This window comes from Metasolibacillus meyeri, from assembly GCF_003049505.1.
In the GTDB taxonomy this organism is placed as follows: Bacteria; Bacillota; Bacilli; order Bacillales_A; family Planococcaceae; genus Metasolibacillus; species Metasolibacillus meyeri.
Genome location: NZ_PYWN01000075.1, coordinates 25,362 through 51,909 on the forward strand (window position 1 = coordinate 25,362; position 26,548 = coordinate 51,909).

General features: G+C 38.0%; 23 protein-coding genes and 1 riboswitch. Of the genes, 9 read left to right on the forward strand and 14 right to left on the reverse strand.

Annotated elements, in window-relative coordinates; genetic code table 11:
• Positions 1–55: 55 nt before the first annotated feature.
• The 3 genes from C9J34_RS11650 to C9J34_RS11660 form a co-directional block, all read right to left on the reverse strand.
• Positions 56–2,197 (reverse strand): beta-propeller domain-containing protein, encoded by a 2,142-nt coding sequence (locus C9J34_RS11650; protein ID WP_107840048.1) that lies wholly within the window; start codon positions 2,195–2,197, stop codon positions 56–58.
• 160 nt (positions 2,198–2,357) lie between these two features.
• Positions 2,358–3,530 carry a saccharopine dehydrogenase family protein gene (locus tag C9J34_RS11655; RefSeq protein ID WP_107840049.1) on the reverse strand — a complete coding sequence of 391 codons (1,173 nt, stop codon included), beginning with the start codon at positions 3,528–3,530 and terminating at the stop codon, positions 2,358–2,360.
• 104 nt (positions 3,531–3,634) lie between these two features.
• Positions 3,635–5,107 (reverse strand): aldehyde dehydrogenase family protein, encoded by a 1,473-nt coding sequence (locus tag C9J34_RS11660; protein ID WP_107840050.1) that lies wholly within the window; start codon positions 5,105–5,107, stop codon positions 3,635–3,637.
• A 267-nt stretch (positions 5,108–5,374) separates the two neighbouring features.
• Between C9J34_RS11660 and C9J34_RS11665 the strand changes: the two genes are divergently transcribed.
• The gene (locus C9J34_RS11665) at positions 5,375–6,172 is read left to right on the forward strand and encodes a TIGR00266 family protein (protein ID WP_107840051.1); all 798 of its coding nucleotides are present in this window, start codon (positions 5,375–5,377) and stop codon (positions 6,170–6,172) included.
• A gap of 140 nt (positions 6,173–6,312) precedes the next feature.
• Positions 6,313–6,492 carry a DUF4083 family protein gene (locus C9J34_RS11670; RefSeq protein WP_193768979.1) on the forward strand — a complete coding sequence of 60 codons (180 nt, stop codon included), beginning with the start codon at positions 6,313–6,315 and terminating at the stop codon, positions 6,490–6,492.
• Between the two features lie 1,105 nt (positions 6,493–7,597).
• Here C9J34_RS11670 and C9J34_RS11680 read toward each other — a convergent pair.
• The 5 genes from C9J34_RS11680 to C9J34_RS11695 form a co-directional block, all read right to left on the reverse strand.
• Positions 7,598–8,425 (reverse strand): undecaprenyl-diphosphate phosphatase, encoded by an 828-nt coding sequence (locus C9J34_RS11680; RefSeq protein WP_107840054.1) that lies wholly within the window; start codon positions 8,423–8,425, stop codon positions 7,598–7,600.
• A gap of 22 nt (positions 8,426–8,447) precedes the next feature.
• Positions 8,448–9,512, reverse strand: a complete 1,065-nt coding sequence (locus C9J34_RS11685; protein ID WP_107840055.1) for a metallophosphoesterase — start codon at positions 9,510–9,512, stop codon at positions 8,448–8,450.
• A 249-nt stretch (positions 9,513–9,761) separates the two neighbouring features.
• A complete protein-coding gene (locus tag C9J34_RS11690) occupies positions 9,762–12,035 on the reverse strand; it encodes a HAMP domain-containing sensor histidine kinase (RefSeq protein WP_107840056.1) in 2,274 nt (757 codons plus the stop codon).
• A gap of 12 nt (positions 12,036–12,047) precedes the next feature.
• Positions 12,048–12,200, reverse strand: coding sequence for a hypothetical protein (locus C9J34_RS21950; RefSeq protein WP_193768980.1), 153 nt, complete (start codon positions 12,198–12,200; stop codon positions 12,048–12,050).
• Positions 12,178–12,864: a response regulator transcription factor gene (locus C9J34_RS11695; protein ID WP_107840057.1), complete on the reverse strand. Its 687-nt coding sequence runs from the start codon at positions 12,862–12,864 to the stop codon at positions 12,178–12,180. The genes C9J34_RS21950 and C9J34_RS11695 overlap by 23 nt, the downstream gene beginning before the upstream one ends.
• A gap of 111 nt (positions 12,865–12,975) precedes the next feature.
• Between C9J34_RS11695 and C9J34_RS11700 the strand changes: the two genes are divergently transcribed.
• Positions 12,976–13,206 (forward strand): MerR family transcriptional regulator, encoded by a 231-nt coding sequence (locus C9J34_RS11700; RefSeq protein ID WP_107840058.1) that lies wholly within the window; start codon positions 12,976–12,978, stop codon positions 13,204–13,206.
• A 51-nt stretch (positions 13,207–13,257) separates the two neighbouring features.
• Here the strand turns inward: C9J34_RS11700 and C9J34_RS11705 are convergent, their stop codons facing one another.
• The 3 genes from C9J34_RS11705 to C9J34_RS11715 all read right to left on the reverse strand — a co-directional run bounded on the left by C9J34_RS11705 (position 13,258) and on the right by C9J34_RS11715 (position 16,385).
• Positions 13,258–14,244, reverse strand: a complete 987-nt coding sequence (locus tag C9J34_RS11705; RefSeq protein WP_107840059.1) for a homoserine dehydrogenase — start codon at positions 14,242–14,244, stop codon at positions 13,258–13,260.
• Between the two features lie 295 nt (positions 14,245–14,539).
• Positions 14,540–14,926, reverse strand: coding sequence for a hypothetical protein (locus C9J34_RS11710; RefSeq protein WP_107840060.1), 387 nt, complete (start codon positions 14,924–14,926; stop codon positions 14,540–14,542).
• Positions 14,927–15,098: 172 nt separating this feature from the next.
• A complete protein-coding gene (locus C9J34_RS11715; protein WP_107840061.1) occupies positions 15,099–16,385 on the reverse strand; it encodes an O-acetylhomoserine aminocarboxypropyltransferase/cysteine synthase family protein in 1,287 nt (428 codons plus the stop codon).
• A 108-nt stretch (positions 16,386–16,493) separates the two neighbouring features.
• A riboswitch (SAM riboswitch) is annotated at positions 16,494–16,608 on the reverse strand.
• Positions 16,609–16,786: 178 nt separating this feature from the next.
• Between C9J34_RS11715 and nfsA the strand changes: the two genes are divergently transcribed.
• Together nfsA and C9J34_RS11725 are read left to right on the forward strand one after the other, a co-directional pair.
• Positions 16,787–17,521 (forward strand): oxygen-insensitive NADPH nitroreductase, encoded by a 735-nt coding sequence (nfsA, locus tag C9J34_RS11720; protein ID WP_107840062.1) that lies wholly within the window; start codon positions 16,787–16,789, stop codon positions 17,519–17,521.
• 105 nt (positions 17,522–17,626) lie between these two features.
• The gene (locus tag C9J34_RS11725; RefSeq protein WP_107840063.1) at positions 17,627–18,052 is read left to right on the forward strand and encodes a hypothetical protein; all 426 of its coding nucleotides are present in this window, start codon (positions 17,627–17,629) and stop codon (positions 18,050–18,052) included.
• Positions 18,053–18,134: 82 nt separating this feature from the next.
• Here the strand turns inward: C9J34_RS11725 and lepB are convergent, their stop codons facing one another.
• The 3 genes from lepB to C9J34_RS11740 all read right to left on the reverse strand — a co-directional run bounded on the left by lepB (position 18,135) and on the right by C9J34_RS11740 (position 22,333).
• Positions 18,135–18,692, reverse strand: a complete 558-nt coding sequence (lepB, locus tag C9J34_RS11730) for a signal peptidase I (protein ID WP_107840064.1) — start codon at positions 18,690–18,692, stop codon at positions 18,135–18,137.
• A gap of 78 nt (positions 18,693–18,770) precedes the next feature.
• Entirely contained in the window at positions 18,771–20,465 is a 1,695-nt protein-coding gene (locus C9J34_RS11735; RefSeq protein WP_193768981.1) for a methyl-accepting chemotaxis protein, read from the reverse strand.
• Between the two features lie 182 nt (positions 20,466–20,647).
• Positions 20,648–22,333, reverse strand: a complete 1,686-nt coding sequence (locus tag C9J34_RS11740; protein WP_107840066.1) for a hypothetical protein — start codon at positions 22,331–22,333, stop codon at positions 20,648–20,650.
• Between the two features lie 73 nt (positions 22,334–22,406).
• Here C9J34_RS11740 and C9J34_RS11745 point away from each other — a divergent pair, with 73 nt between their 5' ends.
• The 4 genes from C9J34_RS11745 to C9J34_RS11760 all read left to right on the forward strand — a co-directional run bounded on the left by C9J34_RS11745 (position 22,407) and on the right by C9J34_RS11760 (position 26,477).
• Positions 22,407–23,051, forward strand: a complete 645-nt coding sequence (locus C9J34_RS11745) for a lysoplasmalogenase (protein WP_107840067.1) — start codon at positions 22,407–22,409, stop codon at positions 23,049–23,051.
• A gap of 33 nt (positions 23,052–23,084) precedes the next feature.
• Positions 23,085–24,314: a peptidase T gene (gene pepT / locus C9J34_RS11750; protein WP_107840068.1), complete on the forward strand. Its 1,230-nt coding sequence runs from the start codon at positions 23,085–23,087 to the stop codon at positions 24,312–24,314.
• A gap of 89 nt (positions 24,315–24,403) precedes the next feature.
• On the forward strand, positions 24,404–25,357 hold the full coding sequence (locus C9J34_RS11755; RefSeq protein WP_107840069.1) for a DMT family transporter: 954 nt from the start codon (positions 24,404–24,406) through the stop codon (positions 25,355–25,357).
• A 409-nt stretch (positions 25,358–25,766) separates the two neighbouring features.
• On the forward strand, positions 25,767–26,477 hold the full coding sequence (locus tag C9J34_RS11760) for a Fe-S oxidoreductase (protein ID WP_107840070.1): 711 nt from the start codon (positions 25,767–25,769) through the stop codon (positions 26,475–26,477).
• Positions 26,478–26,548 lie beyond the last annotated feature (71 nt).

The window sequence follows — 26,548 nt, forward strand, 5'->3', positions numbered from 1 at the left end:
CTATACGTAGAAAAACTACTTGCTCCAAGAATAAACTTGAAACAAGTAGTAATGTTTACTTCGCAAAATTCACCGTACTCAATTTCTCAAAAGTATTTAAGTCATAGCTCATAATGCTGTTTTGAGAGATTGCGTAAAGTGCATCATCGATATAAATCAGGCGACGCACCATCTTATCCCACTCCTCATACATTTGACTCGATTGTGCTGGTTCAATTAAATTAGCTTTTAGCTTAATACCTTTTGTTGTCACTTCATATACTTGTGAGCCTGTTCCTTTATAAAGCATTTCATTTGCATTCTTTTCCTCATATAACGTCACCGGGAAACCATAGTAGCCTTTCTCAATATGGCGCAACAGTGCTTTATGATCGTATTGCACATCCGAATATGTGCCACGCCCACCGATAATAACCGCTGCTTTTTCTTTCGGATTTGCTAGGTCACTTACATCAAATAAAGCGAGCTTCATGCCTTTTGTTACAACAAATGGCTCTTTCGAATATTCGTTCATGCGAACTTCTGTATCGTAGCCGATACCGATTAAATGCTTATCATCAAGCGGATGTAAATAGTTGCTGAAGCCCGGAATTTTTAGCTCTCCTAACACTTTGGGTTTCGTTGGATTTGCCACATCGATCACAAATAGCGGGTCCACTTCTTTAAATGTTACTAGATATGCTTTATCGCCCATAAAGCGTGCAGAGAAAATACGCTCGCCTCGCGCTAAATCCGTTACTTCACCTACTTGCTTTAAGTTACTATCTAAAATGAACAAATGGTTTTTTGAATCAGCATTGCGCCCCCATGCAAAGCCTTCTGTTGTGGCAATGCGGAAATGGCCTTCATATTCATCCATCGAGAATTGATTTAATGGCGTTCCTTTTACTTCTGCCTGCGCAGCTAATTTAATAGCTGTTTTATCGATCGTAAACTTATAAATTTGCGTATTTGATGTCATTGGCATAATCATCATATCAACCGCCATACGATTCGTCACCGTTGTTGCTGGGCCTATCAAATTATTATATTTAGGGGCTGTCACGTAAATTGCCTTTTGTGACATATATAGCTGCGAGCCACTACCTAAATAACTTTCGGTTTTCACTTCATTTTTAGCTAAATTCTTCAAATCAATCGCCGATAAGGTTGTATAATTCGGCTCTGTATTGCCAGGGAAGATAGAAATCTTTTCAATTGGCATCGGCTGTGATGTACTTTGAACATTACTATCATACATGTATGGGCGTAATTCTACATCCACCCCTTCACGTAACAGCCAGTAATGAGGCGCAGAATTTGTTACCATGTATAAAAAGTCTCCCTGCTTACGTATACCCGCCGTGTGTCCTTCCTGCCCAATTTCGCGTACTAGTTTTGGATTTTTTGCGTCTTTCACATCAAAAAATGCAAATTTTGATAACGTAATCGTCTGCATATAATCTTTTCCGGCTAGAGGGCGTTCCTCATAGCTACTATAAGCAACGATTAGTAATGAATCGTGCAAAATTAAATTTGATAAATATTGTTGCTCCTTAAATGCTTTTTTTGCAACAATCTCCATTTTTTTAGGGTTTTTTGCATCTGTAATGACAAGCTCATTTTCAATAATGGCATAAATATAGCGCCCATCTGTCACAACAATATCGCCTTCCTCAATACCATCTACTTGATTATTCGTTGTAGAATGATCTGAAGATTTACTGTTGGATGCTTCACTTCCTACAGAAGCATCAGACATCTCCTCTTTCGCTCCGCTACGAGTGAAATGTTGATTGTTTAATACCGTTTCAAAGTACGTAACTAAATCCTTTGTTGATTTTATTTGCTTCACTTCTTTCACAACATCAAACTTAATAGCATTTTTCTTATTGTTTAATGACAATTTCTTATACGCTCCTTTTTCAACATGTAGCGTGTATTTTCCTTGGCTTAAACCCGAAACGATAATTGCATCAGCTGTTTCGTTTAATGTTAGGCGTGCATCCACTTTCTTTCCACTAGCATCTGTCACATACACCTTGCCATTCGTTAAACTAGCGGCTTCAATATTTCCTGAAAGTTCAGCGTAAAATGGCTGCCCTTCCAATACAGATGTAGCTGTACTCGCCATTGTTTTATTTCCGAACAACGTAGTTGCTGCGATAAGCATCATACATGCAGCAAAAATAGCGACTATTGCTCGCTTTTTCATCATGTTTTTCTCCACTCCTTTTTATGGTTATATTTCCATGTCATTAAATAAGACGAGTCACGATAAGTTTCGTTACAACTTTATTAGAAAAGTCTGAAAAAAATATATGGCTGTAGTAGAAATGAGGTATCACGCCTCCTTCCCCCTACAGCCATATTTCATCTTACCATTTTACAATCAATGTAGAACGATGTGAAGTTTCTTTAATATCTACACCGCGCTTTGCCATTTCCTCAATGTATACCCCACCTGGCACAATTGATTCTGGTGCGAAAACACCATGCTCTGAAATTAAACCACTGCCTATCATTTGAGCAACAACAGATGCTGTGTTAGCCGTTGCACGTGCCATCGCTGTTACACCTGTTTCTAAGTCCTTTTTCACGATCATTTCATACTCATATGTTACTTGCTCTTCTGATTTTTCACCAGCTACAATCGCACGTAACAATACGGCATCTACTTTCTTTCCAAGCTCTAGCTTTTTCTTTAAAGCCTCACGTACAACTTCACGCACACTTACTTCGTGACCGCCTGCCTCTACAACATTATCTTTGCTTAAGAAGTCTAAATCTGCTAATAGCTTAAATTTCTCAACATGCCCTTTATAACGAATAGTTTTGTACTCTAACGTTTTTACATCTGGGAATGTTTGATACAATGTTGAAATCCCACCTGATGTATAAAACGCCTCTAATACACCAAATTCATCGAAATAAATTGGCTCTACGCCTGTTAATGACTCTACTTCTGTTAATTTACTATCTTGAATCATTTTTGACGGCTCAGTATAGTGGTCAAACACACCGTCCAAAGAGAATACATGTGTATAATGCAACGGCGGTTTTGGCTCTGTAGGAATCCCACCTACATATAGTTTAATAGATTCTACCTTATCAAGCTTTGTCGCCCCATACCCTGCTAAAATATTAACCATCCCCGGTGCAACGCCTAAATCTGGTATGATTGTTACGCCCGCTGCCTTTGCTTCATCTGCCATTGCCAATACATGCTCTGTCACACCACCTATATGTCCACCTAGGTCAACTGCATGAACACCTGTCGCAATAGCCGCCTTTGCTACTGCTTCATTGAATTCATAAAATAATGCGTTGATGGCAACATTTCCTTTTGACATAACATTTTGCAATGATTCTTCTGATGTGGCATCGAGTTCAATCACTTCTACTTTATTTGTATTTAATGTAGCGACAAATTCCTCCGCCGCACTTATTACTAAGTCTGCTAAGTATACTTTTTCAACTGATTCACTTGCTACTAAATCTCGTGCTACTTCTTTTCCCATTAAGCCTGCACCTAGAACTACTATTTTCATGTAATCCAACCCCTTTTATTTAGTATGTCATGATAAGTAAATCAAAATCACTTCTCGCAAAAACTGTATATTCCATTGCAACTCAATACTTTCCGCTGAATATACTAAGTATCTATCTGTGCCCTTTGCAATGTGCCACTGTAATCTACATAAACACTTTTCCACTCTGTGTAGACGTCGAGTGCGGCTTGACCTGAATCACGATGACCATTACCAGTGCCTTTTGTTCCACCAAATGGTAGATGGATTTCAGCTCCCGTTGTTCCTGCATTTACATAAACAATGCCTGTATCTAAAAGCTGCTGTGCTTTAAATATCGTATTCACATTACGCGAGAAAATAGAACTCGATAAGCCGAATCGTACACCATTATTTACTTCAATCGCCTGCTCTAAGCTATCAATCTCAATAATACTCACGACAGGACCGAAAATTTCCTCCTGTGCAATAATCATATTTGGTTGAACATTTGTGAAAACAGTCGGTTCAAAATAAAAACCTTTATCATACGGTTCACCTGTTAAAATGCGGCCACCCGTTAATAACGTTGCTCCTTCTTGTTTGCCAAGCTGGACATAATGATTAATTTTTTCAAGCGCTTGACGATTAATCACAGGACCCACCTTTACTTTTGGATCAAGCCCATCACCAATTGTAATCGCTCGCATTTCTTTAAGTAGCTTTTCTTCTAGCTCTTCTTTCACATCGCGATGTACAATGATACGGCTACATGCTGTACAGCGCTGCCCCGCTGTTCCAAAGGCACTCCAAACGATGCCTTGTACAGCTAAATCAACATCTGCGTCATCCATGACGATGACTGCATTTTTACCGCCCATTTCTAGCGATATTTTCTTTAAGTGCTTACCACCAAGCTCCGCTACCTTACTACCAGTAGCCGTTGAACCAGTAAAGGAAATGACGCGCACATCAGGATGCTCAATCATCGCTGTACCAATCGTTGGCCCCGTACCGAATACAACATTTGCTACACCTTTGGGCAAGCCGACTTCCTCAAAAATTTTCGCCAGCTCATATGCCATCATTGGCGTTTCATTAGAAGGCTTCCAAACGAATGTATTCCCTGCTACAAGTGCAGGAAACGACTTCCATGTTGCAATAGCAATTGGGAAATTCCACGGTGTAATTAATCCAACGACGCCGATGGGAGCACGCACGCTCATCGCAAATTTATTTGCCAGCTCTGACGGTGCTGTTTCACCAAATAATCTGCGACCTTCGCCAGCCATGTACAGTGCCATATCGATGCCTTCTTGTACCTCTCCACGTGCCTCTTCGATTACTTTCCCCATTTCTTTCGTCAAAACTTGAGCTAAATATTCCTTTTTCTCTTTCAATTTAAAACCAATTTCATATAAATAATCTGCACGTTTTGGGGCGGGGATTAACGCCCAACTTTTCTGTGCTTCTTTTGCAGCTTGAACAGCCACATCAATCTCCGTTTTTGTTGAGAGTGGCACTGTACCTAGTTGCTCACCTGTTGCTGGATTCATAATTGGTATCGTTTGCAATTCGCTCTCAACCCATTCCCCAGCTATATAGTTTTTCAGCTCCATTTAGTCTCTCCTTTCCGTACGCAAAAACTTTGTTTCTTGTGTTACATTACGAATTATTCGACATTAACTGCTTCAAACCCTTTTTTTCTAATTTTAAAAATAATTTTAATATTTTTGAAACTTCTTTTATTTACAATGCGTACATACATAGTAAAATTATCGTTTGATTTCTAAAAGAGCTGAATCAAAATAAAGTCTCTGATGGATGTCACAGACTTTAAACTGGATTCAGATTTCGCAAGGAATAATCGACAGGAGGAAATAATAATGAATAACCACGAAATTGATTACAAGCTTTACGGGGATGATATGCAATTTGTAGAAGTTGAGCTTGATCCATCTGAAACCGTTGTAGCGGAGGCTGGTAGCTTAATGATGATGACAGATAATATTCGTATGGAAACAATATTTGGTGATGGCTCTACAAGTACTAGTGGAGGTCTCATGAATAAATTAATGGGTGCTGGCAAGCGTTTATTAACGGGTGAAAGTTTATTTATGACGACATTTACAAATACAGGCTCTGGCAAACGCCATGTTTACTTTGCCGCACCGTACCCTGGAAAAATTATTCCGATTGATTTAAGCGTTTGGAACGGAAAAATTATTTGTCAAAAGGACGCCTTTTTAGCTGCAGCAAAGGGTGTTTCTGTCGGTATTGAATTCCAGCGTAAAATAGCAACAGGCTTTTTCGGTGGAGAAGGTTTCATTATGCAAAAGCTCGAAGGCGATGGTATGGCATTTATTCATGCGGGTGGAACCATTCATCGTCATAATCTACAGCCTGGTGAAACATTACGTGTCGATACAGGCTGTCTCGTTGCGATGACGAGAGATGTTGATTACAATATCGAAATGGTAAGCGGTGTAAAAACAGCATTATTCGGTGGAGAGGGACTATTTTTAGCAACGTTACGAGGACCTGGCACTGTATGGGTGCAATCATTGCCATTTAGCCGATTAGCAAGCCGCGTATTCGCAGCAGCACCAGCTCGCAAAGGTGGCGGTGGTAAATCAAATGATGAAGGCGGTATCGGTGGGTTATTTGATTTATTCAATAAGTAGAAGCACAGTGGCTGTCTGGAAAATTGTCAGGCAGCCACTTGCTATTTTTCGAAAGTTCGCAAATACTGCTATAAATTCAAATACACTCATCCTTTTCACTTACATAAATGTTAATATATACTTACAAGGGGGTTGTTTTCATGAATAGTACATTTCATGCTGGCGATATTATTTCTACAATGCTCTTTTTACTTTTTGCATTTTTAATCATTGGTGCAATCATCATTTTCTTTAAGCGAGTAAGCGATGGAGCAAAACAACAAAAGGAAATAAGCGCGAAGCTGGACACACTTATTGAGTTATTAAAAAATAAACAGTAATAAAGTATAGCCCATTTCAGGCGTGTTGATTAGCCTTTATTTTACAGAGAATACCTAAGAATTCGTTGATTTCTGTTGCGGGTGAACACTTTCCGCGGGTGCGGCTTCAACTAATTTATTTCAGCTCACACTTTTTCCGCTGGAGTCGCCATCCTCCACTCACTATTTTGAAGTGGGGATCTTACAGCCTGTTAATACGGGATAAAAAGCGTTTCTCCCGAAAAACACGTCGATTAATAGAAAATATTTACATAATCAACATGTCTGAGTCTATTTTATATGGATCTATCGTATTTTTAACTATAATTCTTCACTAAATAAGAGTAAGTTAATAGATAATTTCATATTATACTTACTTTGTTCCAAATTCGAATTTACAAAAAGTAATTGCTAAACATAAAATTCATCTCAATCAAAAAGTGCTACCTACTTAATCAATACGAAGAAAGGTAGCACTTTTTTATATTGATTTTACAAAGAAAGCATTAGGCTCTTATGGACAAACATGAAAGGCTAACTCATAAGTAATTTCTAATTATTATGCTATCTCTCTTAGCTGACTACGCTAAAAATGCTCATTAACAATTGTATTGAAGTGTAAATAATAAGAATGATTCCAGTATATTTGAGCCTATTATATTTTTTAACATTGGTGAATTTATAGTCTATTCGGGCGCAATACAACCCGATAGAGCCGAAAAAATAACCGAGATAAATAAATATTGGGCTTTTATCTTTAGCTATGAAACAAATGACCATCATCAATAAAAAGCCATAGTGTATTTTTTGACTATCTTTATTTCTTGTTTTTTGCATTTTACCACTTCCTTCAAATATATTATATAGGCTATCATAAAATAAGGAAATAACATTAATTTTTGGTTTATCATCGTAATATAGGATTGACATATTGTTGTGAAAGAAAACCGAAAACACCGTTAATTTCTAAAAAAGACAAGTAAGTAAGCAGACCGCTCTTTTACAAAATTCAGCTCCATGTTATTGCAAATGATTTTTTAGGCATAAGAAAGCTCCCCATTTCGATAAACAGATTTTATTTTTCAATCTGTCTACCTAATAGGGAGCATATTATGTCTTTTATTGCTTAGAAATATAGCACAACTAATAACACTGCCGCTAGCACGATACGGTAAATGGCAAACGGTGTTAGCTTAATACGTGAAATTAATTTCAAGAAGAATTTAATTGATAGTAATGCAAAGACAAAGGCACTAATAAAGCCGACCACATAAAACGTAAAATGATCTGGATTAATATCCTCCCAATGTTTAATTAACGATAGGCCACTTGCCCCTGCCATAATCGGCACAGCCATAATAAATGTGAAGTCTGCTGCTGTCTTATGGTCTAAGCCTAACAAAACCCCACCTGAAATCGTTGCGCCCGAGCGCGAGAAGCCTGGCCATAAGGATAAACATTGCACAAGCCCAATTTTCAATGCTTTGCCATATGAAATTTGGTCTAATGATGTAATCGCTGGCTTCTTTGGTCCAAATTTATCAGCAATAATCATTAAAATTGCCCCAATAATTAACCCAATGATTACAGTATGAATAGAAAATAAATGCTCATCAATCATATCTTCAAATAGTACACCAAAAATACCTGCTGGAATAATACCAGCAATTACATGCCCTAAATGAAAACGTTGCTTTGACGTTTGCCCTTGAATTTTATATAAACCTACTAAGCTCAACATGCGCTTCCACATAACGACAACAACGGCTAAAATCGATCCAAGCTGAATGACAATTTTAAATGTGTTTGCAGAGCTAGAGCCTAAAAATTCCTTTGTTTTCAGCCACATATCATCAACAATGATCATATGACCTGTTGATGATACAGGTGCGAACTCGGTCATTCCTTCTACAAAGCCTAAAATCAAGGCTTTTAATAACTCAATCAAGTCCACTTCGTAACTCCTCCAATTTCAATTAATTAGGTTCAATATGAATGACCCATAGCTCCGATTGGCTACCTATGCGCATTGGTGGACCCCAAAAACCAAAGCCACTTGAAACAAGTGCATGCATCCCCTCTTTATTTTTATAGCCATAATCCAACTCAAACACTTTATCCGTAATAAAGTTATTTGGCCATAGCTGCCCTAAATGGGTATGTCCTGATACATGCAAATTCACTCCTGCTTCCATAGGTGAATTTAAATCATCAGGCGTATGATTCATCACAATCCAAGGTTTATCTCGTTCTGTTGGTGCCAAATCGGCAATCACCTTTCTTGCCTTATTCGTTTTATCTTCCTGCCCTGTTAAATAGAAACGTTCCCCTACTAAAATAGTTTCATCCATCAGCATTTTTACGTTCGCTTTTTCTAGCTCATCAACAATCTCTGAAATGGCATTTCCATAGTACTCATGATTACCTAGTACCCCATATACACCATATGTAGATTTTAGCTGCGCCATCACTTCACCCATGTTCTTCTTGATAAACAAGTCTGGCTTATCGTCTACTAAATCCCCTGCTAATAACACAACATCTGGGTTTTGTTCATTTGATAGTGTCACAAACCTTTGCAAATGTGCCTTATTTGACAACACACCTAGATGGAAGTCTGATGCTAATACCACCTTCATCGGCTGATCGACATTCATTTTAATTGTCGTTTCTCGCACAACTGGCGAATAAGCATTGTATGTACCATAAATAAAGAGCACAATAAAAATCAACACCGCCACACTACCTGTCGTACGCGCTGTTAGCGGCGTTATAAAGACAATGATATTGGCAATAATACATAAAATTAAGCCATACTCAAAAACAAACATCCAATAGTTTCCTATAATTGATAATGGACGTAAGTATTCATGAATTCTCCCTAACACAAAGCCAAATGCTGCTAGATAGAGAATAGGCCAAAAAATTAGATTCGGTATATGTATCTTGATTGATGCCAACCACAAATTCAAATTCCAACCTATGTAAAATGTAAATCCACTATAAATAACAACTACTAATATACCAATTAAAAATTGCAATGTAGAATATCCTCCTGTTTCTTTTATCATGCAAAAGTATATCATTACTAATTGTATGTAGAAAAATATAAGTCTTAGAAAATATGATTTAACGATTTTTCGCCAGAAACCACCACTTCAAGTAATTATCTGCAAATTTTCCTATTCAAAAAGTCAAAATCACCTCTAAACAATGAAAAACCTAGTATAGAACAGTAAAAAGTGTTTGAAAAGTGGTCTAATACCCCACTTTTCAAACACCTCTATCTCTTAATATGCTACTTGTACAGCAACAGTTACTTTAAACAAATCGCCATCCACTTCAATTTTCATTCTCGCTCCGTGCAAATCAACGATGGATTGTGCAATTGCTAAACCTAAGCCTGAGCCTTCTGTATGGCGCGATGTATCCGCACGTTTGAAGCGCTCTGTTAGCTCCTCTACATTTTCAGCAAGTTCATATTTCGCTACATTTTTCACAATAAGCTCTGCCTCTGCACCTTGTTGCTTTAACGTAATATAAACTCGTGTGCCTTCTAATGAATATTTCTGTGCATTGACAATCAAATTATCAATGATACGCCACCACTTTTGCCCATCAACATAGGCGAAAATTGGCTGGCTTTCAATATTGATACGCATATCTAAATTAGCCGTCACAAACGCTTCTTCATGCTCACCAATCGCTTGTTGCAACAACTGCGCTAAGTCAACCCGCTGCTTCAATAGCTCAACATTGCCACTCGCCATTTTTGATACATCGAATAAATCTTCAATTAACGTTTTCAAACGTGCTGATTTTTTATCTAGTATATCGATATATTTACTGCGCTCTTCCTCTGATAAATCTGGTTTTTTCAATAAATCTGTGTACGTAATAATCGATGTTAACGGTGTGCGCAAATCATGGCTCACATTCGTAATCAGCTCGGTTTTTAAACGCTCGCTCTTCGCCTGCTCCGTCATTGATGTACGAACACCATCTCTTAATTTATTTAAGTTTTTTGCATGCTCTGCAATTGGTGATTTCCCCGTCACCTCAACATCGCTTGTCAAACGCCCTTCTGCCATATCTTCCGTTTGCTTCATCACACGATTTAGGTAGCCCATACGACGTAAGAAGATATAAAGTGTCGGGATAAGTACAAATAAAAATAACGGTATATAAATAACAAAAAGCTCTGTTTGCACCATCGCTCCTGCAAATCCTATCCCTGCAAGGAAAAAGATAATCAGCATTGCGAATACTTGGATACCAATCGAGCGGTTTAAAAAGACATCTTGCCCCGCCTGCCAAATGTGGAAAAACATCGCATTTTTCCAGCGCTCAACATCACGAATTCCATCCATCAGCCATATTGCGCCTATGAAAGTGACTGTAAACATTGGAACAGCAATTGCTAAAATCATAACCAAATCTATAACAAACGCTATGCCTCCATTTCCCATGGAGTAGGATACTTGATAAAGTGTACTTAATATCATCTCAATCATTTTAATCGAGAAAAGACCACCTACCAAAACTAAAATAAGTAATGAATCAATTGGTAGTTGTCTAAATGATGATTTCTCCTTGGGTAGTAATGACTGCAGCCCCGTTTTTTTAGAACGTATTAAAAAGATTAATAATAGTAGCGTTATAACACCTGTTACCCATATAAAATAAGTCAAAGTTTTAAATGTTTCAAAACCTTCATAATTTCTTTTGAGCTCTGTATTCTTTAATGCCGCTTTAGGTAAGGCAATTGTTCCTGTAAATTTCGGCTGCTCTAACGTTATTGGGATACTTCCATCTAATAAGGCGAAGCTTTCCTCAAAGGCTCCATCCATGTAAATTTCTGTATCCATTCTAGTTGAAGTAGAGCTACTAACCTCCTCAGTCCAACCTCCAGATGTGTACTCATAGCTTCCAGTTAAAACCGGTGGAAAATAATTCTCATCTCCATCTGGGAATTTTTCAAAAAATATTGCAGGCACATCTGTACTGTTATATAAAAAACGCTGCCCCGTATCAATATTTACTAAATCATAGCTGAACATTTTATAGTTGCTTGATGCTAAGAAATTTCGTCGACCTCTTTCCTTTTCCTCAGCATAGTTATCGATAATCTGTTCTTTTAATGAACGTATTTTCGCTTCTACATGCGCATCATCTGCAAAATTCTTCTTAATTTCTTCAATTTTTCGGTCGCGTTCTTGCTTTACTACTTCTTTTACCTCATCAGAAAGACCTTCATCTTGCAAGCGATAATCATACTGTGAAACAATATTTTCTACCTGCTCTTCCAATGAGCCGTAATAATTGCGATAATGACGAATTTCTTCCTTACTTACTTTTATTTGTTTCTTTGCCATCTCTGTATCAAATGTTATTAAAACATTTTCATACAAATCCCGATAATAACTATTTACTTCCCATTCAAATTCATCTGAGGTAACAAAAGATTTACCGATGATTCTATTGGCATTTTCTAAAAAAGAAAATAGCGCAAATATTGTCCAGAAAATCAATAAAAGTGTAAGGGCGCCTCTCCCTTTCTTCATTCCTTTATCCTCCTAAAAAAGTTTTCGTAATAATTGCAATGTGTCGATTAAATCCGCCTTTGCTGCCCATAAAAATATCCCGATATAAATGAGGCCAATCACACTAGCTGCCGCACTAATAATTGTACAAATTAGCGCAACATTATTTTTCCATTTTGTAGCCAAGTCCCCAAACAACCTTTAAATAACGTGGATTTTTCGGATCTGTCTCAATTTTTTCGCGGATTTTTCGGATGTGGACAGCAACAATATTTTCGGCGTTATACGCCTCTTCCTTCCAGACAATTTCATAAATTTCTTGAATGGAAAAAACACGCCCTACATTTTTTAGTAATAACTCGGTAATTTTATATTCGATTGGTGTCAACTTGATAGGTTCCCCATCTTTCAATACTTGACGACCAGCAGCATCCAGTTCTAAACCTTCAACCTGTACCTCGCTATTTTGAAATGTTCCAAGCTCTACATATCGACGAAGCTGTGACTTCACACGTGCCATTAGCTCTAATGGATGGAATGGCTTCGTAATATAATCATCTGCGCCAACAGATAAACCATGAATTTTATCTGAATCCTCCGCCTTTGCACTTAACATAATAATAGGAATATTACGTTCAGCACGAATTTTAAATGTTGCTGTGATACCATCCATATTTGGCATCATAATGTCTAAAACAATTAAATGTACTTCATGCTGTGACAGCATTTCTAGTGCCTCTACACCATCAGCGGCCTTCAAAACATTGTAGCCGTCATTTTTCAAATAAATTTCGATACCGTCACGAATATCTTGATCGTCATCTACTACTAATACAGTTAATTTCGCCATATCGTTCACCTCACTGCAAACTCTTATAATGTTATAATAAAGGATAAAAATGAAGTATTGCTTATTGTAAATCTTAAGAATTTCTGAAGAAATGGAAAGGAAATGTCGTTTATGTATAAAACTGTAGCCCAAACAGCGGTAGATTTAAATATGCCAGAAGAACAAATTTTATATTATATTCACAACGGTCACATTAAAGCGGTTTATGATGGGGAGCAATTTTTAATAAATAGTGGACAATTCGATACGTATCACGAACAAATCGAGCGCATTAAAGAGGAAATTGATATTTGGCGAAGCACACCTATTCCTGAAGATATCGATGTGAAGGATGAAGATTAAAAGTGCCAGGCACAGAAACAATTCAGAATTGTTTCTGTGCCTGGCACTTATTTAAATCCACACAGCCTGCCCTGCGCCTCGCAACATAATTTCTGCGTAATCTTCCACCATTACACTCGCAGTCGGATACATGCCCGCCCCAGGTCCAACAAGCGTCAGTGTGCCAATATAATCTGTATCAACAGTTACCGCATTATATACATCATCAATTGGATAGAGTGGATGCTCTTGATTTACTAATAAAGGAGCTACTTTCCCAACAAGCTTTCCATCTGCTAAGCGCTCAATTTCTGCAACATGACGATAGCGTAGGCCTTGCGCATTTGCAGCCTCCACATCTGACAAGGAAATTGTATCAATACCAATCACATCTATTTCTGACCAGTTCGGCTGTTCACCGAATGCTAAGCTTGATAAAATCATTAGTTTTTTGAAGGCGTCTTGCCCTGACACATCATTGAATGGGTCTGCTTCTGCATAGCCTAGTTGCTGTGCCTCGCGTAAAGCGTCCTCAAATGACACATTTTCGATACGCATTTTCGTAAAAATATAATTTGTCGTTCCATTTAAAATACCTTGAATGCGCTGCGCATTATTAACCAATAGCACATTTTTTAATGTTTTAATAACAGGTACACCACCAGCTACAGAGGCTTCATATCCTACACGTACTCCATGCTCTTTAGCAAGCTGTTCAAGCTCCTGCCCGCGCTTTGCAAACATCACCTTATTCGCTGTAATTACGTGACATTTGTGCTCTACCAAACGCTTTAAATAGGAAAATGCCGGCTCTTCATTGACAATTGCTTCAAAAACAATTTGCAAGCCCGGCTCTGCTAATACATCCTCTATGCTTTCTGTCATGAGATGCAATGTGTTCGGTACACGCTCTTTACTCGCATCTGTTACTAATATTTTTGCAACTTCAAGCTCCACCCCTAATTTCTCTTGAAGCTCCAGCTTCTTTTCCTTTAATATATGATAAATTCCTTGCCCCACAGTTCCAAAACCGAGGATGGCTGCCTTCACTGTTGCCATTATATCATTCGCCTCCAAATTTCCTTTCACAACCGAAAAAAGTATAAAATAGCGCATATCCCTCATTATGCACAAAAACCATTAATTACATCGTTCTAGTTATTATATAGTGATTCTAGCGTAATACTTATAATATTACAAGGAAATTCTACCTTAAACGTACATTTGTTTTTCTACAGTGTTCAATTTTATTAAATGACAAGAAAAGGAGCCATCTAACGGTAGATGACTCCTTTCGTTTTTAATATATAAATAAAAGAAATGGGGGAATTTCTTCTATTATAATAGGAAAACCTCAACTTACTTGCGTCAACTGTCTACGGCGATAGTTTTGTAAAATCGATTGGACGATTTTTTCCTCTACCGCTGAGAATGCAGGCACTGCGTATGTGCGCTGAATGAGTTGGAATTCCCCGTAGCGCAAAAACCACTCCTTCGCTGGCAAAGCAATATGATTATCGCCATGCTCCACATATGCATCATAAACTTCTTTTACAATATAGCCATTCGATAAATCGCATGTTGCTTCTAAGAACGCACTGTGCCCAAACACTTTCATCCACATCTTTTCCACAATTGCTAATACAGATTGAATTGCCTGCGCATTGACGAATGTAGATGTTTCATTTAAATCATATACGATATACGATGCTATGTTTTGCGCGCTATATGTACGTCCCATGTCCAACACTCCTTTGATTCATCATTTTAATTCCCTGCAAGTTGGTTGGTTTTATTATAATTCATGAAAACGAATAAGTCAATAATTCTTATATAAATACTAGGTATTAAATTTTTTATACTTTAAATTAGAAAGCTGCGACTGCGAAATGATGCAGCCTACAGCCCATTAGTTAAGCCTCTTTCGAAATTTGCTGCAATGCTTGGTCTAAATCTGCAATGATATCTTCTGCCGCCTCTAAACCAATCGATAAGCGAATGAGCTCCTCTGATACGCCAGCAACTTTCAGTTCCTCTGTTGATAATTGCTGATGTGTTGTAGATGCTGGATGAATAATAAGCGAGCGTGCATCCCCGACATTGGCTACATGCGAGAATAATTGTACGCTATCAATCACTGCACGTCCTGCCTCTCTACCACCTTTAATACCGAAAGTTAAAATAGAGCCAAAGCCATTTTTCAAATACTTTGTCGCCAATGAATGCGAGTCAGCATCTTCAAAGCCATTGTAATTTACATATTCCACAAATGGGTGGTTACGTAAATATTCCGCTACTTTTTTAGCATTTTCATTATGTCTTACTACACGCAAATGAAGCGTTTCTAAGCCTTGTAAGAAATTAAATGCCGCGTCCGCACTCAATGTCGGACCAAAATCACGTAGTAATTGTACACGCAGCTTTGTGGCAAATGCAGCCGCTGCTGTGTCAATTCCGTAGCATATTCCGTGATATGTTAAATCTGGCTCTGTAAAACCTGGGAACTTGCCCTGTGTCCAATCAAATTTCCCTGCATCGACAACGATACCGCCAATTGTCGTACCATGCCCACCAATCCATTTTGTCGCTGAATGGATGACGACATCTGCGCCAAATTCGATTGGGTTAGAACCATATGGTGAAGGGAATGTATTATCAATAATTAATGGAATATCATGTTCATGTGCAATTTTAGCAACCGCTTCGATATCTAACACATGTAAACTTGGATTACCAATTGTTTCTGCAAAAATTGCTTTCGTATTTTCTTTAATAGCCGCTCGGAAATTTTCTGGATCGCTCTCATCTACAAACGATGTCGTAATCCCATAGCGTGGCAATGTTGTAGCAAATAAATTATAAGTACCGCCGTATAAAGAGCCAGCTGATACGATATGGTCTCCTGCACTAGCGATATTTAAAATAGAAAATGAAATAGCTGCCATTCCTGAAGAAAGTGCTACTGCTGCCGTGCCCTTTTCTAATAAAGCAACACGTTCTTCAAATGCTCCAACTGTCGGGTTCATAATGCGAGAATAAATATTGCCCGCTTCTTCTAATGCAAATAGTCGCTGCGCATGGGCAGTGTCATTAAATGCATAAGCAGTTGTACGATAAATCGGTACTGCAATTGCTCCTGTTACTGGATCAGGCTTTTGCCCACCGTGTAGTAGCAGTGTTTCTGGACGTAGTATTGACATGATGTTCCTCCTAAAATTTATTCGATGGTTAGTGGATTTTGAGGAGGGTCGAAAAACAAAAAACCCTCTTCCTAAGAAGAGGGTTTTGCAAATGAGCAAGTTTTCCTCCCCTTATCTGTCAGATTCCATCTTGAATCTGTAGGAATTAGCACCTTTGCAAGTTCATCACTTGCCGGTTGCCGGGCATCGCAGGGCCTAGTCCCTCCGCCGCTCTTGATAAGAGTATTTGATTCATGTTCCATCGTTGAGATTGAGTATAAAGCATTGTAAACCTAGAAGTCAACTATTATTTTCAAAATTTTTTAAATTGCTTGAGACAATAGCTTTTAGTCAACATAATTGGTTATTTGATATAAGTAGTATAAAATATGAGGAGAATACAGGTATTTAGGAGGATGGAAATGGATACTAGAGAACTTTTACGCAGTCATTCATCTGTGCGCAAATATACGGGGGAGCAAATCTCACGGGAAACGGTAATAGATTTAATCGAAACAGCACAAATGGCGGCTAGCTCACATTTTGTTCAAGCATATAGCGTCATTTGGGTGACGGATGAAGATAAAAAGAAAAAGCTTGGCGAATTATCTAGAAATGAATTTCAATTCCAAACAGCTGGTGCTTCATTTTTATTTTGCGTTGATTTCAAACGCCTACAAGTTGCAGGACAAAAGCATGGCATAGACATCGTTACAGATTCAGCGGAAAACTTACTCGTTGGCATAGTGGATGTATCTTTATTCGCACAAAACTTCGTCATTGCTGCAGAGGCAAAGGGCTACGGGATTTGCTATATCGGTGGTGCACGCAGCAACCCAACAGAAATTAGTGAGTTATTCAATCTACCTGAAAATGTTTTCCCATTATTCGCTCTGACAATTGGAACACCGACAAAACGTAATGAAACAAAACCACGTCTACCTGTTGCAGCTGTATTGCATGAAGATAGCTATGACACAGCAAAATATGATACTTTGTTAGATGACTATGATGCCATGATGGAAAGTTATTATACAAGTCGTTCAGCAAATCAAAAAACAGCAACATGGACGAAGCAAATGGCTGATTACTTAATTGATCAAAAACGCCCATTCATTAAAGATTACCTTGCTAAGCAAGGATTTACATGGAAATAATAGCGCTTGTGAGATGCCCATGTCTCTTCACTTCGATTTTACGTAGCACTATGCTCATGTTAAAATATACCTACAATACACGAGAGTATTAAGGGGTGTTCGCTTATGCAGATAAATAGACATGCCGCCAAATCGTTAGAGCGCCAGCAATTAAAATCAATTCGTCGCTTTTATTACGCTATCGCTGACATCAATTTAGCATTGGCAGATATTCACAAAAAAATTCAACAAAATATCGATGAAGTGACATACAAACATGCTACGGCCTATATTAATCAATATATATCTTATACAACCGTTTGGAACATGAAATTTGCTTACAATATAGAGAGCCCTGAAGTCGCAATGCTTCAACTATTCCATTTGCGCTATATTTTTCAACATGAGCCTGTTGTCGCTTTTATACAGGAACGCCAACTCGTTCAAGAGCAGCAACAAGCATTTGATAAGCTACAACTATTTACAAACGAGCAACTTTTCCTGCGCTACGAAAAAATGCTTAAATATATTGATGAACAAAAAGAACTGTAGGGAGCACTTTTCCTACAGTTCTTTTTAATACATTCATGCGAAATTGCTTTGTATATGTGTAAATCATTACTTTCTACTTAGCTCATTCTTTAATTATACGCGCATTTGGTAACGGCCAAACCACGACTGGTACTGTACCCAATATTTTTTCCTGTGCGACAAAGCCAACTCGTATATCACGGCTATCCCAGCTTTTACGACGATTATCCCCAAGTACAAAATAATGACCTTCAGGTACAACCTCCTCACCTAGCGCATCCTGCAGAGTAAAGTTCCCTGTTAAATTTCCACTGTCTACTAAAGCCTCTCTGTTGCTAGTTAAATATGGTTCATCAAATTTCTCCCCATTAATAAACAACTCGTCATCACGATATTCGATGCTGTCTCCAGGTAAACCAATAATGCGTTTAATAAAGTTTTCATCGTTCGGTGCTTTAAAAACAATCACATCAAAGCGCTTATAGTCTAATAAAGTAGGACCGATAATATTAACAATTACTTTTTCCTCATCTTCAAATGTAGGCATCATCGAAGCACCCTCTACATTAACAGGTGTAAATAAAAAGACGCGAATTCCAACAGCTAGTATAACAGCAAATACAATTGTTTTAATCCAGCTTACAACTTCACTTTTCTCCAATTCTACACCTCCTTCAACTTTCTGCTTATGCTATATAGACGTTCCGTATAAGCAGAAAGTTGCAAGGATTTGCCATCATTATAATTGGAATTTCCCTACTGCATTATTCAAATTCATAGCTAATTGATTGAGCATCTGTGTTGCTGAAGAAATTTCTTCCATAGAGGCAAGTTGTTCCTCTGATAAAATTGCTACTTGTTGAGATGCCTCTGTTGAAGATTGTGAAATCGCCTGCAACGAATCAAATGTCGCGGAAATTTGCTGTGCACTTGCTGCCATTTGTTCAGAAACCGCCGAAACTTCTTGAATTTGATTGGTTACTGTGTGTACAGCCTGAATAATTGTTTCAAAAGATGTACCTGTATGTGTAATGGATTGTGTGCCAACCGACACTTTATCATTGACCTTGTTCATTTGTTGTACAGTTGTCTGCATGTCCGCTTGGATCATATGAATAATATTCGCAATTTGCTTAGCCGAATTACTTGATTGCTCTGCTAACTTCCGTACCTCATCTGCCACAACGGCAAAACCTTTGCCACTTTCCCCTGCTCTTGCTGCCTCAATCGCAGCATTTAATGCCAACAAGTTAGTTTGGTCAGCAATACCTGTAATCGTTTCTACAATGTTTTCTATTTCTTGTGATTGTATCGATAATGATTCGATAGACGCCATGGCTTCATCTACAGCTGTATCAACTTCCTGCATTTGAACAATAGCATGCTGCAAGCCTTGTCCCCCATCCTCTGCTTGTTTAGATACTTCTGTCGATGAGGTCGCTACGTCGGATGCTGCCGATGCAATATGTTGAATCCCTTGCGCTACTTCCATCATAGCCTTTGAACTTTCTTGTATTTGCTCAAGCTGTGTTTGTGCTCCGCTAGCAATGTCATCTGTCGCCTCCGTTACACGCTCTGTAGCCCCTGTTGATTGACTGACATTCACACTTAATTCCTCTGTTGATGCTGATAATTCCATACTGGCCTCATTAACAGTGAATATTGTACGCTTTAAGCTCTCAAACATCGTGTTAAATGCGATAGATAGCTGAGAAATTTCATCCTTTGCCCCCTCTTTTACAGCAAGTGGTTGAACCATTAAATTACCATCTGCCACTTGTTCAATTTGCTGAATTACAGCAAACAGCGGCTTAATTTTGGAAATAATGAAAACGCTTGCAATTATACTAAATAAAGATGACACTATAACAGATAAAATTAAAATAATCATACTAAATGTCACTCGATTTTGAGCTGTTGTTGATAATTCATCAATCCATTTCGTCATATCTGTATGAAATTGTTGTAAATGACCATTAATGCGGTCTTTTCCTTCAAAATAAGTGGCATCATACATCATTTCTACAGCACTTTGTTGGTTTCTTTGCTGCATCAGTTGGAAGCCTTGTTGTTCTATTTGAGCTAAATTCCCTGATTCTAGCTGTACATTACGTACAATCGCCAATAAACTTTCTGGTAGTATTTCTTCAAATTGAGCAATGATTTGAGCATATGTTTGTGTGTCATTTACTTCTTTCATATATGCATCATAAAATATCTTATCCCCTGTAGTTACATAAGCACGCGCATCTGTTGTTAAATTATCGGATACAACAACAAGCTCTTCTTTTAATTGAAGCACTGTACTTTTCGTTTGGAATGCTTGCACTTGTTGTTTAGTGCTTTGTACTAAAAAAACTAAACTAGCTGCATTAACAACAAATAAAATTACCGCAATTGCTGAAACCATCATTAACATCGATTTAATTTTCATAAGCATTGCTCCCCATTGGTTTTTTAGCTAGCATTTCTTATTAGGAAAAATACAAATATGCTAGTATACTACATATTTCGACATTTTTCGTCAAAAAACCTTTCAAAATAGCGATATCTAGGCATTTTTTTAGAAAAAAGCTATCGAGAAATAGAGGTTATCCCTCATTTCTCGATAGCTTTTCAATTATTTCCCATATTTACAACTTCAAGCTGCTTAATTGGCTGGAATTGCTCACCTGTTGCATAGTAAGTCATCATCACTTCATCCCCCTGCTCTAAATAAATAGCAAGTGGTGCTGCTTCTGAACTGACAATGAAATTCCCTCCATTATCTACCATAAACGATACAATCGTAAAATCGCCAACGCGCTCTTTATATACGCGCACAACCTTCGCTCTCAACTGCACTTCCTTCGCGTTAGAAGAGCCATCTACTGTACTACCACCACGACTAAGCGCTGTTTTATATTGCTTCAACGCTTCATTCGGTGTAAAAGCAAATGCTGAAATTTCTGGATTCGCCGCAGATACGATAAAGTAATTTTGTAGGAAGCCGTTCGAATCTAACACGGCTGATAGCCAGCTTGCTTCACCGTAGAAGTTATACAAAATTGGCATTTCGCCTTCCCACTCTTTTTCGATAAACTTTTTCTCGATAATGTCTAATGCACCTTGCGAATCCATATAAGATTCTTCTAAATTGCCTGTGTAATACGTTGCTTGACCCGTTCTTGCATGTGTTAAAGAATAGCCAAGCATTGAGTCAACACCCTCTTTTGGGCTTGAGAAATCTGTGAAATAATACATTTCTCCATCTTCCATAAAGACAGGACTTACATTTGCCTCTGTTCCTTCATCCGATGGAAGTTTGACATCTTTTTTGCCAAATAAACTATTCCAAAAGCCATGCACATAGTTGCCGTAATAGCTATTTTGTAAGCTAACTGCCTCTGGTGAAATTGCACCATCAATAAATTCTGGCACATCTGCTAATGCAATTTTCTCTGATTGTCCTGTTTTCGCATCAACCTTCACAATTCCTCGTACATCAAAGCCATTACGTGCAGAAATAAAATCACCATATGTGCGAATATAATAAGGTACACCGTCATCATCAATTTCTAGCTGCACATCACCATAAAAAATTAATGTTGGGTATTGTAAGCGTATATGGCGCTCTAAATTTTTATTAAAATAAGCGGATGGTACATAGGCCATGTCATGTGCCATGAATTTTGGATTATCACTTGAGTCTGTAGCACTCATTACAAAGTAACCTGGCGTTGTTTTACCATTAAACCATTTAAATAATCCTGAAAACTCCACTGGTGCAATATAAACATATTCACCATTCACCTTTTGTATTTGCAAGCGACCTAGCTCATAATAGCTTGTGTTTGGTACTTGCCCAAACGCCTTTTTCATTTTATTTTTCACAAACTTTGGAGGTACACTTGCTGGTGTTTTTGATTCATCAAATGGCTGAATTTCAACTTGCTCCTCCATTTCAGAAGATTGATATTTTTTTTCTGCATTAAAAATTGGAGCTGCTAGCAAATAAGCAACAGCTATAATCGATAGCAATGTTACTACCGATTTTAGCTTCTGCTCAGCGCCCGTTGCAAATAATGCACCTACTAAAGCAACTACAGGCACAACATATAAAAATACCGTCCAATGTAAATCAATTTTTGAAATATATACCGTTAAAAATGTTAAACTTAAACTACCTAAAAAAACGGAAGTTAAAAGTGTACTATATTGCTTGCTAGTTAACTCGCCCTTTGCTATTTTTTTTGTTAATGGCACGACTAAAATTGTCATTACAATCGCAGCAATTAGCACCGTTATAAATAATTGTCCCACTATAATCACCTCTTATTTGTTTTACGTATGAGGTGCATGAAAGTTTCATTTAAATTATTGAAGGAGGATTTCGATGGAAAGAAAAATAGTGTTATTTTTATTCGCAATTTCCGGACTTTATTACATCTTTTTCTTTGATTCAATTGCGTCTTCACTACAGATGGTGTTCAAATTAATTCCGATGATTTTGCTGATTTTTTTAGCCATACGCTCAAATGGAGAAAGGAAATATAAAGCGATTATTATCGGTGGGCTTATTTTTTGTACAATCGGCGATTACACATTACAGTGGTTTATCGTTGGACTCTTTAGCTTTTTAATTGGACATATTTTTTATATAGTGGCCTTTCAGCAAACAAACGAGGGGCGAATTCCGACCACTTTCAAAATGCTGTTAGTTGCATATGGAGGGTTTATGATGGTGTGGCTTATGAGCTCTCTTTTACCTGATGGCAGCTATGTTTTAGCTGTAGCAGTTTGCGCTTATATTACAGCAATTTTATTAATGGGCTGGAATTCATTCCGTACAGCGAGCCGCTTTGCCATCATTGGTGCACTTTTATTTATTTCATCAGATTCAATTTTAGCAATCAACCGCTTTATTACAGATATTCCATACTCACATATATTGATTATGGCAACTTATTACGGCGCACAATTATTTATCGCACTAAGCATCGTTCAATATTCCGCACTGCGAAATAAAGTGATACAATAGCGTAGAAGCATGATAACAAGGGGGATTATTTCCATGAAAGAACAATTAATCGAACGTTTAATTCGCTATGCGAAAATCGACACACAATCGGATTTCACAAGTACAACAACACCTTCTACAATGAAGCAATTTGATTTATTAAACGTCTTAAAAGATGAACTAGCAGCAATTGGCTTAACTGATATTACATTAGATGAGAATGGCTATTTATTCGCAACATTACCAGCGAACACAGAGAAAGATAATGTACCAACATTAGGCTTCCTTGCACACGTTGACTCAACACCTGACTTCTCAGGTACGAATGTTAATCCACAGCGCATCGATAATTACGATGGTGGCGACATTCAATTAAATGAGCAGCTGGTAATGTCAACGAGCTACTTCCCTAACTTGAAAAATTATATTGGTCAAACTTTAATTACAACGGATGGCACAACGCTTCTTGGGGCTGATGATAAAGCAGGAATCGCAGAAATCGTGACAGCAATGGAATATTTAGTGCAGCACCCTGAAATTAAGCATGGCAAAATTCGCGTTGCCTTCACACCAGATGAGGAAATCGGTCGCGGCCCACATAAATTTGATGTAGAAGCATTTGACGCAAAATATGCTTACACATTAGATGGTGGCCCACTTGGTGAGCTTCAATATGAAAGCTTTAATGCAGCTGGTGTTAAAGTAACGACACGTGGTACAAGTGTACACCCGGGCTCTGCAAAAGATAAAATGGTCAACGCAACAACAATGGCAATTAAATTTCAAAACGAAATGCCAGTTGACCAAGTACCAGAAAAAACAGAAGGCTATGAAGGCTTTATCCACTTAATGAGCTTTAATGGGCGTATCGAGGAAGCAACATTAAGCTATATTATTCGCGACCACGATCGTGCAAAATTCGAAGAGAAAAAAGCACACTTTATCGAAGCAGAGAAAAAAATGAAAGCACAGTTTGGCGAAGATGCGATTACAGTAGAAATCGAAGACCAATATTTCAATATGGGCGAAAAAATCGAGCCTGTGATGGAAATCGTAGATATCGCAAAAGAGGCAATGACAAAACTTGGTATTACACCAGTTGTCGAGCCTATCCGTGGTGGTACAGACGGTTCACAGCTGTCTTACATGGGCTTGCCAACACCAAATATTTTCGCAGGTGGCGAAAACATGCACGGTAAATTCGAATACGTATCAGCAGAAACGATGGAAAAAGCAACAGAAGTTATTTTAGAAATCGTGCAAGCATTTGAAGCACGCGCCTAATAATTCAGGAAAAACGCTAGCATAATGGCTAGCATTTTTCTTCGGTTATACGTTCAGAATATTCAGTGATAAAGGAGGTGTCTAAATAAATGAAAGAAATTCTAATCGGCATTATTGCGGCTCTGTTTTTTGCATTTACATTTATTTTAAATCACTCGATGGAATTAGATGGCGGTAGTTGGCTATGGAGCGCCTCCCTACGTTATTTCTTTATGCTACCATTCCTAATTGCTATTGTTCTTTACCGAAAAAATTATCGACAATTACATAATGAAATGAAGACACATCCTCGGCAATGGTTTGTCTGGAGCTTTGTTGGCTTTGTATTATTTTATGCACCATTGACTTTCGCAGCGGCATACGGTCCTGGCTGGCTTGTTTCAGGCACTTGGCAGTTTACAATTGTTGCAGGGGTATTGCTTGCACCACTTTTTATCACGGTCATTGCAGGTCAAAAAATTCGCCAAAAAATTCCGATGATATCATTGCTCATTTCATGTGTTATCTTAATTGGTATCTTATTAATTCAAATTCCGCACGCCAAATCCGTATCAACAACCGCACTTTTACTTGGCATTTTTCCAGTGCTCATTGCAGCATTTGCTTATCCACTCGGCAACCGAAAAATGATGGATGTGTGTGGTGGACGCATTGATACATTTCAACGGGTGCTCGGCATGACAATTGCTTCCTTACCTGCATGGATTATTATGGCTATCTATGCTGCTATGACTGTCGGATTCCCTTCAAGCAGTCAACTATTCCAGTCGTTATTAGTAGGGGTAAGCTCAGGGGTGATCGCAACGACATTATTCTTTATCGCCACTGACCGTGTGCGTGATAATCAAGGGAAGCTAGCTGCAGTAGAAGCAACACAATCAACTGAAGTAGCCTTTGTTATTATTGGCGAAATGCTATTATTAGGCATTCCCCTTCCGACACCTATCGCGCTGGTTGGATTAGCAATTATTATTATCGGGATGCTGCTACATAGTTATCATACAATGCTTGCAGCAAAGCGCAATTTGATCGCCGCCAAATGATGTTTATTGGCGGTTTTCATGTTTTTATTGGCGCCTTTTAACATTCTATTGGCGCTTTTCTTAATTCTATTGGCGAATTTAGACGTTTTATTGGCGCTTTTCTTATTCCATAAAAAAATGCCGATCCTATGGCTAGGGATCGGCTCAATTTGGCTCTCAAAAGAGAAGCTTTGAAGAAAATATAAAGGGTAAAAAATTACGTTCTAAAATGAGGGGGGTAGAACGTATTTTTTGAACTAGCGAACTTCTGGAGAAAAGTAGCTAAAGTTCAAGCTCATAAGCACTGTATTGCATATGAGTAATGCTTACAATGATAATGATAATCGTTTTCATTTAACTTGTCAACAGTATTTGTGCAATTTTTATTTTCATCTTAAAAAATGTTATGATAGTTGAAAAAGGTGAGTTTATGCCCACATTATCCTATGATCAAATACGTCAATTAAATGCTTATAGTATCTATACCGAGAATCCTGAACGCCCTTTATTTACTGTAGCTAATTTACAAAAAGATTTTTATTTAACTGATTTTCGCAACTTAATGATGGGCATTACACAGGCTGCCACAGAAACAGCCGCTATTTCTCATTTCACTCGTCGCTACGGTATGTTCGTTGCCATGCAATTTTATATGTTAGCCGTTTATGATGAAGTTTGGGACGGAAAACTAGAGGACATTCGCTTCGCACTCGTTCACGAATATGGTATCAATACGCTTGGTACATTTATTACAGCAAATGATTTTCGCTATGTGGAAGATAACGAACGCGAAACTGTTATCCACAAAATATTATATAAACAAACTTTTGAAATTATTCAGCAGCTACGCAAAACAACATCTATTTCACCGCTCATTATGTGGGAAAATATTTTTGGCTACCTTATATGGCATTACCATACCTTGCTCGAGAATCCAGCATTAGCTGACCGAGCATACGAGGACATTGAAATACTTGAAGAAACAAAAGTGTGGAACTACATTTCCGATAAATCACTGTTTTTAAATTACACAGGCGGTAAGCATCCTTCCCAGTTGTTAAATACACCCGTTCGCAAAAGCTGCTGCCAATCAAAGGATATTCCTGGTTTAATAGCCTGTGGATTTTGCCCATTGAAATGAATAAAAACCACCAGTAAAACTGGTGGTTTTCTCTGCGCGTGAAACGCTGGGGTACTGGCCCACGTCTAAAG

Coding starts and splice junctions, on each gene's coding strand:
- pepT (WP_107840068.1), top strand. CDS start 23,085: ATGAAAGAACAATTAATCGAACGTTTAATTCGCTATGCGAAAATCGAC.
- C9J34_RS11700 (WP_107840058.1), top strand. CDS start 12,976: ATGTATAAAACTGTAGCCCAAACAGCGGTAGATTTAAATATGCCAGAA.
- C9J34_RS11690 (WP_107840056.1), bottom strand. CDS start 12,035: ATGAAGAAAGGGAGAGGCGCCCTTACACTTTTATTGATTTTCTGGACA.
- nfsA (WP_107840062.1), top strand. CDS start 16,787: ATGGATACTAGAGAACTTTTACGCAGTCATTCATCTGTGCGCAAATAT.
- C9J34_RS11710 (WP_107840060.1), bottom strand. CDS start 14,926: ATGGGACGTACATATAGCGCGCAAAACATAGCATCGTATATCGTATAT.
- C9J34_RS11725 (WP_107840063.1), top strand. CDS start 17,627: ATGCAGATAAATAGACATGCCGCCAAATCGTTAGAGCGCCAGCAATTA.
- C9J34_RS11715 (WP_107840061.1), bottom strand. CDS start 16,385: ATGTCAATACTACGTCCAGAAACACTGCTACTACACGGTGGGCAAAAG.
- C9J34_RS11660 (WP_107840050.1), bottom strand. CDS start 5,107: ATGGAGCTGAAAAACTATATAGCTGGGGAATGGGTTGAGAGCGAATTG.
- C9J34_RS11760 (WP_107840070.1), top strand. CDS start 25,767: ATGCCCACATTATCCTATGATCAAATACGTCAATTAAATGCTTATAGT.
- C9J34_RS11665 (WP_107840051.1), top strand. CDS start 5,375: ATGAATAACCACGAAATTGATTACAAGCTTTACGGGGATGATATGCAA.
- C9J34_RS11655 (WP_107840049.1), bottom strand. CDS start 3,530: ATGAAAATAGTAGTTCTAGGTGCAGGCTTAATGGGAAAAGAAGTAGCA.
- C9J34_RS11695 (WP_107840057.1), bottom strand. CDS start 12,864: ATGGCGAAATTAACTGTATTAGTAGTAGATGACGATCAAGATATTCGT.
- C9J34_RS11735 (WP_193768981.1), bottom strand. CDS start 20,465: ATGAAAATTAAATCGATGTTAATGATGGTTTCAGCAATTGCGGTAATT.
- C9J34_RS11650 (WP_107840048.1), bottom strand. CDS start 2,197: ATGATGAAAAAGCGAGCAATAGTCGCTATTTTTGCTGCATGTATGATG.
- C9J34_RS11670 (WP_193768979.1), top strand. CDS start 6,313: ATGAATAGTACATTTCATGCTGGCGATATTATTTCTACAATGCTCTTT.
- C9J34_RS11705 (WP_107840059.1), bottom strand. CDS start 14,244: ATGGCAACAGTGAAGGCAGCCATCCTCGGTTTTGGAACTGTGGGGCAA.
- C9J34_RS11755 (WP_107840069.1), top strand. CDS start 24,404: ATGAAAGAAATTCTAATCGGCATTATTGCGGCTCTGTTTTTTGCATTT.
- C9J34_RS11745 (WP_107840067.1), top strand. CDS start 22,407: ATGGAAAGAAAAATAGTGTTATTTTTATTCGCAATTTCCGGACTTTAT.